This window comes from Cobetia sp. 5-25-4-2 (genome assembly GCF_013374075.1).
Lineage (GTDB): Bacteria > Pseudomonadota > Gammaproteobacteria > Pseudomonadales > Halomonadaceae > Cobetia > Cobetia marina.
In genome coordinates, this window is record NZ_BLWK01000011.1 from 70,050 (window position 1) to 84,260 (window position 14,211).

A 14,211-nucleotide genomic window follows, 5' to 3' on the forward strand; every position below is an offset into this window, starting at 1 on the left:
ACATGAAAGACATGAGCTCTACCATGGAGCATCAACGGCGCTATTCACGTCACTACGAGCGCTTGCTTGCCAGCAAGCGCCTGCAGACATTCTTTGGCGTGCTGTTGGTTGTCGTACTGCCTGCCATGTACCGCTGGGGATTCGATTTCTGGAATACCTCCACCTTGGCACAATGGAATGCGATTCTGGGCACCGCCGCCGCCTTCACCTTGTCCCTGACGCTGATCAACCGTCTTTGCCAACTGCCGGGCACACGCTCTTTCACTTACGTCATTCCGACAGTTGCGGCTTCCTATACCTTGCTCATCATCATCTGCGGTGTGCTGGAAATCGAGGTGTCACGTCTGCAGGTCGGGATTTCCTTCGTGCTGGCCATCGTCTTCGGTGGGGCCTTCTATTATGTCGACAGCAAGCTCACCACCAAGCGCATGGCGGTGGTGCCCTTCGGGAAAGCCCCGTCTTTGTGTGATCACCACAGCAAGTCAGTGTATTGGTACGCGATGAAGGAACCGACACTGGTCGGGTTCAAGCGTATTGACGCTGTGGTTGCGGACCTGCGTGCAGATCTTCCCGAAGAATGGCAACGTTTCCTCGCTGACTGCACGATTCACCGTATTCCGGTGTATCACGCTACTCAGGCCCATGAAATGATTACCGGCAAGGTACTGTTGGATCACCTCTATGCCAATGAATTCGGCTCCCTGACACCGCGTGAAGACTATGAAGTCATCAAGCGCGGCATGGACATTCTCGCCGCGTTAATCCTGATTCCGTTGCTGGCCCCTGTCATGCTATTGACGGCTCTTGTCATTCGTCTGGATAGCCCGGGCAAGGCGCTGTTCTGCCAGCCGCGTATGGGCTTCCACTGCCGTCCGTTTACGGTCTACAAGTTCCGTAGCATGTATACCGACATGAAAGGTACTGGCTTTACCCAAGAAGGTAATGATCCACGTATCACGCGCGTGGGGCGATTCATTCGCAAGTGCCGCCTGGATGAGCTTCCGCAACTGTTCAATGTCTTGAAAGGCGACATGAGCATGATTGGCCCGCGCCCAGAATCCATGAGCCTGACAGAGTGGTATGAGAAGGATGTTCCGTTCTTCCACTACCGTCATGTAGTACGTCCTGGCATTACAGGTTGGGCACAGGTGGAGCAGGGCTATGCAGCAGAAGTGGAAGGTATGATTGAGAAGCTCGAGTATGATTTTTATTATATAAAGAATTTTTCTTTTTGGTTAGATATCTTGATTTTAGTTAGGACTATTAAAACAGTCTTGTTTCATAAAGGTGCAAGATAAATAAGGACGCCTCTTGAATATAGTCTTAAAGAATTTCAGCTATCTAGCAATATTGCAATTAGTAAACGTGGTAGCTCCATTATTGATTTACCCTGTGATAATTAATAGAGTGGGAGTTAATCAGTTTGGTAATGTTATTTTAGCACAGTCAGCTATATATTATCTTACTATATTTGTAAACTACGGATTAAATATTTATGGTACAAAGTTAATTTCTGGTATTAACAGTAAAGTCGGCAGCTATAATGAGGTATTTAATAATATATTCTACTTTAAGCTGTTTGTTTCTATAATGATAAGTGCCTTGGTCATACTTTCTTGGGGTTTGATTGAGTCGATAAATATTATATACGTTTTTTCTTTAGGAATAGTATTTGGTGATCTTTTACTGCCAATATGGTTCTACCAGGGCATTGAGAGGATGAAATATATAACGATAATTTCATCATTGTCTAAAATTATATACATTGCCCTTGTTTATTTTTATGTACAAGATGAAAGTGATGGTTACTTATTGGCTTCCTTTTTGAGTATATCATTATTAGTAGGCGGTGTTTTGTCTATGATAATAGCCATGCGCAAGTATGGTGTGATAATTGGTAAGCCAAACTTACATGGTGTATATGCTATAGGAGTGAATGGATTTCCTTATTTTGGAGCAATGTTTACCAGAGATTCCTATATTAGGGCGACGCCTATACTAATTGGTTTGGTTGCTGGAAGTTCAATACTTGCCTATTATGACTTTGCAAATAAATGTGTTTCAGCGTATAAGTCAATTTTGAGCGCGGTAAGCCAAGCTGCTTTTCCTTATATAATACGCACTCAAAATTACAGCAAAGTTATGTATGTTTTGTTGTGTGGATTATTAGTGTCGATAGTGTTTTATTGCTTAAGTGTTATAATTTCTAGTGAATTGTTGGAATTCTTTTTTAATGAAGTAAACACACAAGCTATTGTTATTTTCAGGATAGCTCTGATTGCTGTACTGTTTATTACAATAAGTAATTTGTGTTCTCAACTAGTACTAATTCCTTTAGGTAAAGGTAATTTATTTTTCTACATTTCCGCGATAACCTGCATAGTTTATTTTGCTTTAATTTGGACGCTATATCTTTTCGATGTTATCAATGGAAAATCAATAATCTGGGTATCGGTATTTGTCGAATTTTTCCTAGCTTTTTGTTATTTGTATATGGCTATTAGCATGAAGGTTCTTAGGAGAAAAAATGATAATTAAGGAGGTTTTGAAAACAACACAATTCTGGATGTTAATTGCTTTAGCATACTCTTGGAGCTCATTTTATAATAGCTATATATTGTTTTTAATTTATATGGCTTCTTTTATCTCTGTACCTAAAGTCAAAAAAATACCTAAAAAAGGATTGGTAATATTTTTCGCTGTCGTTATTCACAGCCTCATCATAGCATTGTTTTTGGGAATTAAAATAGATGTAAAGCAAGTTCTTCACTTCTGTTTACTTATCCTTATGTTTAGTATTTATGACTTTAGATTGACAAAGAGGTTCTATAAAGTCTGTTTAGTCCTATTAGCTATCATCCTTATCGCAACATTTATTACGGCTATAATAAACTATAATATATTGCTAGAAGAAGACGGTAGAGTAAAATTCATTTTTTCTGAGCCTAGTTACTTAGGTATTTTTTGTACAATAAATGCTTTTCTATTGCAAAGAGATAACACTAAAGCAAGTGAATTACAAGCTCTTGTATGGCTGGTTCTAGGGGCTTTGGCTTTATCTGGTTCATATATGTTCTTAGCTCCATTTATATTCCTAGGTAGTCGTGCCATTAAAGCAATTACTAAAGTTACTGCATTATTCTTGATACTAATATTATTAGTAGTGATAGATTTAAATAATGGCTCTTATCTTTACGATCGCATAACAAGAGTTATGATTAATGGTCCAGATATAAGTGCGACTATAAGATTTATAAATCCATTTAAAGTAGGTTACGATCTTATGAGCAATTTGGGTCATTTTTTTGGCGTCGGCTTTTTCTCTTATTCCTCATTCATCGATACCCATAACTCTATATTTAATTATTTGTATAAGTATACGAATGGCGAGCTCATATTTTATTCGGGCTTTGATAATATTTATGGGATCTTGTTTGTTGCTTTTGGCATAATGTCCATACCGATTTTAGCTTTCTTTATTTCAAGTGCAAATAGAGAGAAGCGTGTTACTTCTAGATGTTATTTAATGTTGCTTCCTATGTTTACTGGCTCTATTCTAAGCCCGATATTAATGTTGCTTTATTTGCAAAAATAAAGTATTTAAATGTTTTAACAAGTATTTTAACGAAAGAGACATATATGACGCCAGTAATTGTTTTCGTATACAATCGCCTAGATTGCACAATTAAAACTATAGAAGCTTTGAAGCAAAATGACAAAGTACAAGATACAGATTTGTATGTTTTCTCTGATGGACCTAGACAAGAAAAAGATATACAAAAGGTTGAAGAGGTCAGAGATTATATAAATAACGTGTCTGGCTTTAATTCTATCAATCTTTTCTATTCAAAAATAAATAAAGGATTAGGCGCATCAGTTATAAATGGCGTAAATTATGTTTTACAAAAACATGACACCGTAATAGTTTTAGAAGATGATATAGTAGTATCCCGTGGGTTTATAGATTTCATGAACAAGAGCTTGGATAAATATAAGCATAATCACAAGGTTTACTCGATTTCTGGGTATAGACCACCAGTAACGACTAATACTACAAATGAAGTAGAATTTGTTCCAAGAATCTCTTCTTGGGGGTGGGCTATATGGAAGGATAGATGGCAAAAAAACGATTGGTCAATACCTGGTTACGACGTTTTTATCAGGGATAAGCATCAAAAAAAACAATTCGCACGGGCTGGATCGGATATGCTCGATATGCTTGTCAATCAAGTAGAGGGTACAGCAAATGCTTGGGCTATCAGATGTGACTATAATAGGTTTTTACAACATGATTCGTTAACTCTTTACCCTCCTATTTCACTAGTTAACAATATTGGTAATGATGGATTAGGAGTCAATACACCTAAAACCGATAAGTTCAATACATCAGTAGTGCATACTTCTGATTTTATTTACTCTGAAGACGTTAAGGAATCCATAAGTTTAACAAAAAATTTCCATAGTTTTTACCCAAGAAGTATTAAAAGTCGTATTATTATTCTTCTTAGAAGAATAGGTATATATAATATTCTAAAAAGGGTTTGGAAATGAAAGTTGCCTTAGTTGTTCCTGATATTAACACCATTGGTGGCGTCGAAAGAGTAGCTTTAAACCTAAATAAAGGTTTTCGTGCTATAGGTATAGAGTCTCATATTATAAGCCTGTTTTCTAAGTACGATAAAAATGATAAAAATGAGGTTATAAATCTTGCCCTCAAAAAGCCTAAGAATGCTATTTCAAGATATTTTAATAAAAATAAGATTACGTCTGAAGTAGATAGATTATCATTTGATATAATTATTGGGGGGAATTTTTTTCGATATTATGCTAATGCCCGTTATAATACGCCATGTAAAAAAATTGAAATTCATCACATGTGTTACCAAGAGTCATATGTTGACTTGAGTATAGTAGAAAAAATAAAGTTAAAGCTAAGAGATACTAACTACAAGAGGTTAGATAACTTAATAACTTTAACTAAAAAGGATGAAAATAGATTTATTGATTGTAATGTAAACAATGTTACTTGTATTGAGAATTGGCTTACTTTTAAGGATAAAGAGCCATCCACTTTGATAAACAAGAAAGCTATTGCTATAGGGAGGCTCACGCAACAAAAGGGGTTCGATAGACTAATTAAAGATTGGGCTGAAATAATAAAATTGAACCCTGATTGGCAGCTGGAGATATATGGCGAAGGGCCTGAGCAAAGAAACTTACTTTTTTTGATTGAAAGTTATAATCTGAAAGATAGTATAAAAATATATAATTTTAGCAAAAATATAGATAGTAAAATTAGAGAAAGTAGTCTGTTGCTTTTTACTTCAAGATATGAGGGATTTGGCTTAGTAATTTTAGAGGCCTTAAGCTTAGGTGTCCCATGTATAGCATATGACTGTGATAGCGGTCCTTCAGATATTATTACCGACGGTGAGGATGGTTTTTTAATACCCTATGAAAACACTGATATGTTTGTAGAGAAAGCGACTAAGCTCATGAAAAATTCTGGCTTAAGAGTCGAATTCGGTATGCAAGCTATGAAGAACTCTTTAAGATTCTCTGAAGATAAAATACTGAGGAAATGGGAAGACCTGTTTAATCAAATAGGAGAAGAGCGATGAAGGTTCTTATTATATCTATAAATTCATTTCAAGAATTAACAGGTGGCGGTTTGTATTTAAGACAAATCGTTGATGGTTATGCAAGTAAGTTTGCCAATGTTACTTTAGTAACTAAGGCAAATAATTCAAATAATTATATTACTCCGGTAAAAACTCTAGATATTAATAAAAACTTTTTTGCAGATATTGTTTCTCGAATTTTTTTATTGCCCTCATTTCATATGGTTTATTTCTTTACTATATTTAAGGAAGCAAGAACTTCTGATTATTTGGTTTTTCACAGCTCAAGATTAGGACTATTGAGTTGGTTGTTAAAAAGAATATTTAAGGATAAGAAATGTATTGTGCATTTCGATAATGTTGAAACCATACTGATTAGATCCTCAAAGTTAAGATTCAATTTAAAATCTTGTATAACATTAATAGATAAGTTATTAGTGCCTTTTTCAGAAAAGCTAGCTATCAAATCATCCGATATACTAACTACAATAACTAGCGAAGATAGAAATATGTTGAAAGGTAATATAAATCTAAGTGGAAACTATATATTACCTATATGTCTACCTTCAAAAGATATAAATTTAAGCAGCGACCGTGAAAAAAATCTGCTTTTCACCGGATCATTTGATTTCTGGCCTAATCAAAAGGCCTTGTTAAGAATTATTGATTTAGCTCATAAAAATACATCTCTTAATTATGTGGTCGCTGGCCGCAAGCTAGATTTATTCGTTTCTGGATTACCATCCTCTACTTACGTACCAAAAAATGTAACTTTAGTCAGTGATCCTTCGGTAGAAGCGATGAGCACTCTATTTAGTAATTCAGGTTACTATATAAATCTAGTAAAAGATGGTAGTGGGATGAAAACAAAAATAGCTGAAGCTCTCTCATATGGACAGACAGTAATAAGCTATCGATCTGGAGCAATTGGATATGAAAGTGCGGTGAATAGTGGGTATGTAATAATTTTAGAAGATTCATCTTTGCCAGAAGATATACTGCATACGATAGTGAAGACGTTAGAGGTTAATCCTAAAGAGTCTAGTATATTTAAATTCTTTGATAATGAGTATACATACAAAAAATCTAGAAAGCTTATAGAAGGTTTGTTTTTACATGAAAGATAAGTTGTTTGTTATAACGCCTAGGTTACCGTATCCACCAATAGGCGGGGATAAATTAAGAATCTATAATATATGCAAGGTATTATCTAAAGACTACGATTTAGTGCTCTATAGTACTTGTGAAAGCAAAGATGAATTAGATATTATCGATCAAGAAAGTGTTTTTTCTGAGTGTAATGTATATTACCTTCCTAAGTGGAAGTCATATCTGAATATGCTCAAGGCTATAGTTAAACGTATGCCTCTTCAGGCGTATTATTATTATTCCTCTTCACTGCATAAAGAATTGAAAAAAGCTATTAAGTCTGATGACAAGGCGCTATGTCATTTAATTCGAACCAGTCTATATCTTGATGACTTTTGCGGACATAAAGTCATTGAGCTAACGGATGCTATTTCCCTAAATTACAGTAGATTTATAGAGCATTCAAAAAAAATTAGAACGCTCCAAGATTTGGCTTATCATTATGATGCAAAAAAATTATTAGATTATGAAAGAAAATGCCTGGAAAACTTCCATTCATCATTTGTAATTTCTGATGTGGACAAAGACCATCTAAGTAAGTTGTCTAACAAAGAACCATTAGTTGTCACTAATGGTGTGAATGTTAACGACTTGCCATATGAGTATGCTCCGGCAGGCAATATTATAATATTTATTGGAAATATGTATTCTGTACAAAACTTTGATGCAGCTTATTGGTTTGCTAAGTTTGTTGTACCAATACTTCCTAAAGATTATTGCTTCAAAGTTATAGGTAAAATACCTATAAAAAGTAAGATTGCCTTAGAAAGCCTTGATAGAGTTAAGTGCACAGGGCAGGTAGAAAGCATAGTTTCTGAAGCTCATGGCGCTAAATACGCTGTCTGCCCTATGCGTATTGGTGCAGGTGTACAAAACAAAATCTTAGAATATATGTCTTTGGGGATACCAGTCATAACATCTGATGTTGGATTGGAGGGTATTTCTTGCGAAGTTAATAAAGATGTTTTGATTGCAAATACAGAAGAGGAATATTTAAACATCGTTAACTCCTATTCTGAATCCGAATTACGGGATCTATCTATGTCCGCGCGCTGCTTCGTAGAGAATGAGCATTCTTGGGATGCTGTATTAAGATCGTATAAACTCTCTTTTGCTTAAGGTATAATTGAATAATGCATTTAAAACCAGTAATTTTAGCCGGTGGTAGTGGTAGCCGTCTTTGGCCTTATTCTCGTCAGTTAAATCCGAAGCAATTTTTGCCCTTGACTGGCGAGGGAAGCATGCTTCAAGAAACTTTGAAACGATTGGAGTCTATTGAGCATCACGCACCTCTATTAATTTGCAATGAAGAGCATCGTTTCCTAGTAGCTGAGCAAGTACGTCAACAGGGTATATCGAATGCAAGTATATTGCTTGAGCCCGAAGGCCGGAATACAGCACCAGCAATAGCAGTAGCAGCACTTCACGCTATAGTGGAAGACCCGAGTGCACTGTTGCTGGTACTTGCGGCTGATCATCTGATTCGTGATGTTGAGAAGTTTCATGAGAGCATCAATCATGCGCAAACATTGGCTGAGTCAAATCATTTGGTCACATTTGGTATCGTACCGACTCATGCAGAAACCGGGTACGGTTATATCCAGCGTGGTGTGGGGCTCAATGACTTTGGTTTCCGAGTCAAGCGTTTCGTAGAGAAGCCAGATAGCAATACTGCTGAAGATTATCTAGCGACAGGTGGCTATTACTGGAACAGTGGGATGTTCCTGTTCTCTGCCAAGCGCTATCTGGATGAGCTTGAGCGATTCCAGCCAGCCATGGTTGAGGCGTGTCGCGCGGCGCTGGCCGGTGCAAGTCAGGATCTCGATTTCACGCGATTGGATGCGGAAGCTTTCAGGTCCTGCCCATCAGACTCCATCGATTATGCGGTGATGGAGCGAACTGAACAGGTAGCTGTCGTGCCACTTGAAGCAGGTTGGAGTGATATCGGCTCCTGGTCAGCGTTGTGGGATGTCAAGGAACATGATGCCCAGGGGAATGCCTGTCATGGGGATGTCATGCTTCATGATAGTCATGGATTGATGGTGCATTCAGATCACCGCTTGGTGGCTACAGTCGGTGTTGAAGACTTGGTCGTGGTGGAGACCAAGGATGCTGTACTGGTCGCTCATAAGGACCGGGTTCAGGAAGTCAAAAAGATCGTCGAGCGTCTCAAGAACGAGGGCCGGCAGGAGCATATCAATCATCGTGAGGTCTATCGGCCTTGGGGTGTCTACGACAGCATTGATAAAGGCGAGCGCTATCAGGTCAAATGCATTACGGTGAAGCCGGGCGCCAAGCTTTCCGTCCAGATGCATCACCATCGTGCTGAGCATTGGATCGTCGTCTCTGGGACGGCTAAGGTTACCATTGGCGACAAGACTCAGCTTGTCAGTGAAAATGAGTCAACTTACATCCCCATTGGCCAGGTGCATGCATTGGAAAACCCCGGTAAGATTCCCTTGGAGCTAATCGAAGTTCAGTCGGGCTCTTATCTGGGTGAAGATGATATCGTCCGCTTTAATGATCGTTACGGACGCAGTTGATGCTGAGTAGTTTGTCCCTGCCAAGTGAAGCATTCTAAGATCTTATATTAAGCGATTTGCTTTGCTTTCAATTCATTTGATTTGGATGCGCTAAATGAAAATTGCCATCGCAGGCACCGGTTATGTCGGTCTCTCCAACGCCATGCTGCTGTCTCAGCATCATGAAGTCGTCGCGTTGGATATCGTGCCGGAGAAGGTGGAAGGCCTGAACCGTGGTATCTCACCTATCGTCGATAATGAGATTCATGAGTTTCTGGCGCGTGGAGATCTGAATTTCCGCGCTACCCTCGACAAGGAAGAGGCCTACCGCGATGCCGATTTCGTGATCATCGCGACGCCGACGGATTATGATGCCACCACCAACTACTTCAACACCAAGAGTGTGGAAGCGGTGATTCAGGATGTGCGTGACATCAATCCTGACGCGGTGATGGTCATCAAGTCCACCGTGCCGGTGGGCTATACGGTGGGGGCGCGTGAGCGTTTCCAGACTCAGAATCTGATGTTCTCGCCGGAATTCCTGCGTGAAGGCAAGGCGCTGTACGACAACCTGCATCCGTCTCGCATCATCGTCGGTGAGCGCTCCGAGCGTGCCGAGGTGTTCGCCGGGCTGCTCAAGGAAGGTGCCATCAAGCAGGGTGTCGATGTGCTGTTCACTGACAGCACCGAGGCGGAGGCCATCAAGCTGTTCGCCAATACCTACCTGGCGATGCGCGTGGCTTACTTCAATGAGCTGGATACCTACGCCGAATCGCATGGTCTGGACGCAAAACAGATCATCGAAGGCGTGGGACTGGACCCGCGCATCGGCCAGCACTACCACAACCCGTCCTTCGGGTATGGGGGATACTGCCTGCCGAAGGATACCAAGCAGTTGTTGGCCAATTATCAGGAAGTGCCCAACAACATGATCCAGGCCATCGTCGATGCCAACACCACGCGCAAGGACTTCATTGCGGAATCCGTGCTCAAGCGCAACCCGCAGGTGGTGGGGGTGTATCGCCTGGTGATGAAGTCCGGCTCTGACAACTTCCGCGCCAGTGCCATGCAGGGCGTGATGAAGCGCATCAAGGCCAAGGGTGTGGAAGTGGTGGTGTACGAGCCGGTACTGGAGGAGGACACCTTCTTCGGTTCACGCGTCATGCGGGATCTCGAGGCGTTCAAGCAGGAAGCTGACGTCATTCTGAGTAATCGCATGGCGGAAGAGCTCGCCGATGTGGTCGACAAGGTCTACACCCGCGATCTGTTCGGCAACGATTGATCTAGAGCGCTGGCTCTTGATCGAAAATACAACGCCGCATCCTCGTGATGCGGCGTTTTCATATGGGTTCACAGGGCACCGGGTAGAGAGGGCATAGGTGAAGACTTTCATGCTGCTTGCCTGATGCCAAGGAGGTGGGCAGTTGTGTCAGGCTATCCCTCCCATGGAGTCCTCAATAGCCCTCTGCAGCATGCGCCTGAGTGGCTCGTGCCATCCTTCATAGAGTCATCACTGGGTCAGGAAGGCCAGGTATGCCGTCATACGATTCCCTCGCTCGTTCAGCTTCATCCCCCGTTGACGCCGATGATTCCTCGGTGACGTCGCGCCCCGTGTCCTGCGGCGTTTTCCTGTTCGGTCTGCTCAGTCTGGTCGTGCCCTCTGGCTATAGCATCGGGCCGGCACTGCTGGTGTTGCTCAGTGGCTATGGGTTGCTGCGCGAGCCGCGCACGCTGCTGCGCGCGCCTCGCAAGGAGGACATGACAGTCATCGGCGTGATGGCGGGCCTCGCAGCCTTGTTGCTGGTGAGCATCCTGCTGCAGGGGGATACGTGGCAGACGACAGGCGTGCCTATCCGCCTGTTGCTGGCTGTGCCGGTGCTGTTGCTCGTGTTGTCGTGTCCTCCGTCGCTGGGGGCGATGTGGGGTGGGTTGATCCTCGGCAGCGTGCTGACCGGCAGCTGGGCGATGTGGCAGAAGCTGGTGTGGGGCGTGCACCGCGCCGGCGGCTTCACCAACACCATCAATTTCGGCGATATCTGCATGTTGATGGGGCTGATGTGTCTCGCGGGACTTGGCTGGGCCATGAGTCAGGCAGGTGCCCGGCGGCGCTATTGGATACTGGCGCTGCTGGTTGGCGGGGCGTTCGGCATCATCGGCTCGTTGATGTCGGGGACACGCGGCGGTTGGATCGGCTTTCCCTTCGCGGCCTGGGTGCTGTATCGCAGTTATGGTGAGGTGATTTCACGCCGTGTGCTCAGGCTGGGCGTCTTCATGTGCGCCGGGGTGATCGCCTTGATGGTGATGACGCCGGCGACCGGTATCCAGCAACGTGTCGAAGCCGGTGTCTCGGATGTCACGAAGTACGTGGAGGACCGCAATGCCGGCACCTCCGCGGGGGCGCGTCTCGAGATGTGGCGGGGGGCTCTGCTGATGATCGCCGAGCAGCCGTGGCTGGGCAGGGGCGAGACGGGGTATGCCGAGGCGCGTGATGCGATGATCGAGCGGGGAGAGCTGAGTCGCCATGTCCAACCTTATGAGCATCCCCACAACGAGTTTCTCGATGCCTGGGTCAAGCGTGGGGTACTGGGCTTGCTGGCGTTGCTGGCACTCTATCTGGTGCCGCTGCGACTCTTCTATCGTCGCCTGGACAGCGACGACCTGACATTGCGCTCACTGGCTGTCGCCGGCGTGCTGCTGCCGCTGACCTTCCTCGACTTCGGGATGACCTGGGTGATGTTCTCCCAGGCCAGCGGCGTGATGGTCTACGCCTTCTGGCTGGCGATCGTGTGGGGCACGCTGCGCGCCCACGAGCGACGCCTCGAGACACTGCAGGCACCCTGAGAGTATTTTGACCTGCGAAGGTGACAGGTCTACAGTACGCGCAAAATTTGAGCAATCGCTCACGACTATTCACGTGGGGTGAAGGAGGCTGCTTCACCGCTCAGGAGAACTGACATGCAAGACAAGCTCAAGATCGACATCGTCTCCGACGTGATGTGCCCGTGGTGCGTGATCGGCTACAAGCGCCTCGAGAGCGCCATTCAGTCACTCGGCCTGGAAGATAGCGTCGAGATCGAATGGCAGCCCTTCGAGCTGAATCCGGACATGCCGGCACACGGCGAGAATCTGCGCGCCCATATCGAGCGCAAGTACGACACCACGCCCAAGGCCAGTGCCGAGGCACGTCGCAATCTGACCGCTCTGGCAGCCGAGGAAGGCCTGGTCTTCAATTTCTTCGACGACATGCGCATGGTGAATACCCTCGAGCTCCACGTCCTGCTCGAGTACGCCGCCGAACAGGGTATGCAGCATGACCTGATGATGCAGTTCTACGCTGACTACTTCACCTTGCAGAAGGACATGTCGGATCGTGCCGTGATGGCGGACTCTCTGGCCGCGGTCGGGCTGGATGCCACCGAAGGGCTGGCACAGCTGGACGACCCGGAAGCCCTCCAGCAGGTAAGGGCGCGCGAAGCCCATTGGCAGCAGATGGGCATCTCCAGCGTGCCGACCTTCGTCTTCAATCGTCGTAGCGCCTTGAACGGGGCCCAGCCTAAAGAGGTGTTCGAGCAGGTGTTGAGCGAGCTTTCGGGAGATCAGGCTTGAGCCTCACCGAATGAGGTGTCACTGAGGCACTGATTTCGGTAGTGACGATCCCGTGACAAAAACGCGGCCCCGCTGAAGAGCAGGGCCGCGTTTTGCGTTCTGGGGTGTGTCAATCACTCAGCAGAGTTCAGACACACTACCTTCAAGCACGCTTGGGCGGGTTGTTGCCACGGCGACCGCCGGAGGGATTGCTGGTCGTGCTCGGTCCATTCGGCACTTTCGGAGCCGGGGCTTTGCGTGCAGGGGCTTTAGGCGCCGGAGATTGAGCCTTCTTGGGCGGGTTGTTGCCACGGCGACCGCCGGAGGGGTTGCCGGTCGTGCTCGGTCCGTTCGGCACTTTCGGAGCCGGGGCTTTGCGAGCAGGGGCCTTGGATGCTGGAGCGTGAGTCTTGGTCGTGTTTTTCATTGTGATAGCTCTCATTGAAGATGTTCTATTGGAAGATTTCAGATGCCTGTAGACGGCGTTTACTTGCAGGCTCCCTCTACGCGACAAGCACACGTGGTACCTACGTGGCAGGCATGTCCTTCACAACGCATCGCCTGTGATTCAGTGCCGCCACCCGGGTAGGCGCCAAAGTGTTTTTCATACAGCGCTACCGTCTGTGCAAAGGCATCCTTCAATTGCTGGTAGTCGTCTTCACCGTAGATACCGAAGTAGGGGTAGTGGTCAATGAAGCGACCGAATACCTGGTGGCAGTCTTCGCGGTAAGCACGTGTGTCCAGGATGTGTGCATGCCATAAGGCATCGACCTCCTTGCTGGGCACGAGCGAGACAGCAGGATAGAAGGCCTTGAGTGACAGGAAGCGGCGATACTCACGCTCCGCCTGGTCCCAGGTTTCCACCGACATTTCGGCTTCGCTGGAGGCCGTGTACTTGTGCTTCAGACGAGCAAGGTCGAGACGGCTGACATTGATGTCCAGCCCGTGACGATCCACGCGGGGTTGGTTCAGAGAAACGATGGCATTCATGAGCATGACTCCTGTGAGGGGGGATTGCAGAACTTGATGTCCCGCCTTCGTTTCATCTCACGGTCGAAACTCTGACGACTGATCAGGGCGCAGGGCTCATAGCCATTGGCAGTCAGCTGGTAAAGCAGACGCCAGGCATGCCCGATCTTGAAGCGCAGATAGCCCTTGCGGCAGCGCAGGCGTTTCCCGCCAAGTGATCGGTAGGGCGTGCCATTGGCCATGGCGTGATCAATCTGGATGGCCTTGGACTGGTAACAGCGGCTGACCTCATGGGGACAGCGGGCGAGGATGGTATCGATGGTTGGCATGACTGGCTCCGTCTTGGTTGACGAAACCAGTATTTA

At 45.0% G+C, this 14,211-nt stretch carries 13 protein-coding genes; 11 read left to right on the forward strand and 2 right to left on the reverse strand.

From position 1 onward, the window contains the following. Positions 1–2: 2 nt before the first annotated feature. The 11 genes from HXS65_RS16905 to HXS65_RS16955 all read left to right on the forward strand — a co-directional run bounded on the left by HXS65_RS16905 (position 3) and on the right by HXS65_RS16955 (position 12,898). The gene (locus HXS65_RS16905) at positions 3–1,298 is read left to right on the forward strand and encodes an exopolysaccharide biosynthesis polyprenyl glycosylphosphotransferase (protein ID WP_218015108.1); all 1,296 of its coding nucleotides are present in this window, start codon (positions 3–5) and stop codon (positions 1,296–1,298) included. A gap of 13 nt (positions 1,299–1,311) precedes the next feature. After that, positions 1,312–2,538 (forward strand): oligosaccharide flippase family protein, encoded by a 1,227-nt coding sequence (locus HXS65_RS16910; RefSeq protein ID WP_176494465.1) that lies wholly within the window; start codon positions 1,312–1,314, stop codon positions 2,536–2,538. Further along, positions 2,528–3,595, forward strand: coding sequence for a hypothetical protein (locus HXS65_RS16915; RefSeq protein WP_176494466.1), 1,068 nt, complete (start codon positions 2,528–2,530; stop codon positions 3,593–3,595). Before HXS65_RS16910 ends, HXS65_RS16915 begins: the two co-directional genes overlap by 11 nt. Positions 3,596–3,639: 44 nt before the next feature. Continuing rightward, a complete protein-coding gene (locus HXS65_RS16920) occupies positions 3,640–4,551 on the forward strand; it encodes a glycosyltransferase family 2 protein (RefSeq protein ID WP_176494467.1) in 912 nt (303 codons plus the stop codon). Next, positions 4,548–5,621, forward strand: coding sequence for a glycosyltransferase family 4 protein (locus tag HXS65_RS16925; protein WP_176494468.1), 1,074 nt, complete (start codon positions 4,548–4,550; stop codon positions 5,619–5,621). The genes HXS65_RS16920 and HXS65_RS16925 overlap by 4 nt, the downstream gene beginning before the upstream one ends. Beyond that, positions 5,618–6,748: a hypothetical protein gene (locus tag HXS65_RS16930; protein ID WP_176494469.1), complete on the forward strand. Its 1,131-nt coding sequence runs from the start codon at positions 5,618–5,620 to the stop codon at positions 6,746–6,748. Before HXS65_RS16925 ends, HXS65_RS16930 begins: the two co-directional genes overlap by 4 nt. Then, positions 6,738–7,889 carry a glycosyltransferase gene (locus HXS65_RS16935; RefSeq protein ID WP_176494470.1) on the forward strand — a complete coding sequence of 384 codons (1,152 nt, stop codon included), beginning with the start codon at positions 6,738–6,740 and terminating at the stop codon, positions 7,887–7,889. Before HXS65_RS16930 ends, HXS65_RS16935 begins: the two co-directional genes overlap by 11 nt. A 14-nt stretch (positions 7,890–7,903) precedes the next feature. Next, the gene (locus tag HXS65_RS16940; RefSeq protein ID WP_176494471.1) at positions 7,904–9,313 is read left to right on the forward strand and encodes a mannose-1-phosphate guanylyltransferase/mannose-6-phosphate isomerase; all 1,410 of its coding nucleotides are present in this window, start codon (positions 7,904–7,906) and stop codon (positions 9,311–9,313) included. Positions 9,314–9,407: 94 nt separating this feature from the next. Then, entirely contained in the window at positions 9,408–10,574 is a 1,167-nt protein-coding gene (locus tag HXS65_RS16945) for a nucleotide sugar dehydrogenase (RefSeq protein WP_176494472.1), read from the forward strand. Between the two features lie 251 nt (positions 10,575–10,825). Continuing rightward, on the forward strand, positions 10,826–12,133 hold the full coding sequence (locus HXS65_RS16950; RefSeq protein WP_176494473.1) for an O-antigen ligase: 1,308 nt from the start codon (positions 10,826–10,828) through the stop codon (positions 12,131–12,133). A 114-nt stretch (positions 12,134–12,247) separates the two neighbouring features. Then, entirely contained in the window at positions 12,248–12,898 is a 651-nt protein-coding gene (locus HXS65_RS16955; protein ID WP_176494474.1) for a DsbA family oxidoreductase, read from the forward strand. A gap of 465 nt (positions 12,899–13,363) precedes the next feature. Here HXS65_RS16955 and HXS65_RS16960 read toward each other — a convergent pair whose 3' ends face one another. Further along, positions 13,364–13,867 carry a glycine-rich domain-containing protein-like gene (locus HXS65_RS16960; RefSeq protein ID WP_176494475.1) on the reverse strand — a complete coding sequence of 168 codons (504 nt, stop codon included), beginning with the start codon at positions 13,865–13,867 and terminating at the stop codon, positions 13,364–13,366. After that, entirely contained in the window at positions 13,864–14,175 is a 312-nt protein-coding gene (locus tag HXS65_RS16965) for a hypothetical protein (protein WP_176494477.1), read from the reverse strand. The genes HXS65_RS16960 and HXS65_RS16965 overlap by 4 nt, the downstream gene beginning before the upstream one ends. Positions 14,176–14,211 lie beyond the last annotated feature (36 nt).

Excerpts from the sequence above, each read along its gene's own strand:
- HXS65_RS16905 (WP_218015108.1), top strand. The coding sequence starts at position 3 with ATGAAAGACATGAGCTCTACCATGGAGCATCAACGGCGCTATTCACGT.
- HXS65_RS16915 (WP_176494466.1), top strand. The coding sequence starts at position 2,528 with ATGATAATTAAGGAGGTTTTGAAAACAACACAATTCTGGATGTTAATT.
- HXS65_RS16920 (WP_176494467.1), top strand. The coding sequence starts at position 3,640 with ATGACGCCAGTAATTGTTTTCGTATACAATCGCCTAGATTGCACAATT.
- HXS65_RS16925 (WP_176494468.1), top strand. The coding sequence starts at position 4,548 with ATGAAAGTTGCCTTAGTTGTTCCTGATATTAACACCATTGGTGGCGTC.
- HXS65_RS16930 (WP_176494469.1), top strand. The coding sequence starts at position 5,618 with ATGAAGGTTCTTATTATATCTATAAATTCATTTCAAGAATTAACAGGT.
- HXS65_RS16935 (WP_176494470.1), top strand. The coding sequence starts at position 6,738 with ATGAAAGATAAGTTGTTTGTTATAACGCCTAGGTTACCGTATCCACCA.
- HXS65_RS16940 (WP_176494471.1), top strand. The coding sequence starts at position 7,904 with ATGCATTTAAAACCAGTAATTTTAGCCGGTGGTAGTGGTAGCCGTCTT.
- HXS65_RS16945 (WP_176494472.1), top strand. The coding sequence starts at position 9,408 with ATGAAAATTGCCATCGCAGGCACCGGTTATGTCGGTCTCTCCAACGCC.
- HXS65_RS16950 (WP_176494473.1), top strand. The coding sequence starts at position 10,826 with ATGCCGTCATACGATTCCCTCGCTCGTTCAGCTTCATCCCCCGTTGAC.
- HXS65_RS16955 (WP_176494474.1), top strand. The coding sequence starts at position 12,248 with ATGCAAGACAAGCTCAAGATCGACATCGTCTCCGACGTGATGTGCCCG.
- HXS65_RS16960 (WP_176494475.1), bottom strand. The coding sequence starts at position 13,867 with ATGAATGCCATCGTTTCTCTGAACCAACCCCGCGTGGATCGTCACGGG.
- HXS65_RS16965 (WP_176494477.1), bottom strand. The coding sequence starts at position 14,175 with ATGCCAACCATCGATACCATCCTCGCCCGCTGTCCCCATGAGGTCAGC.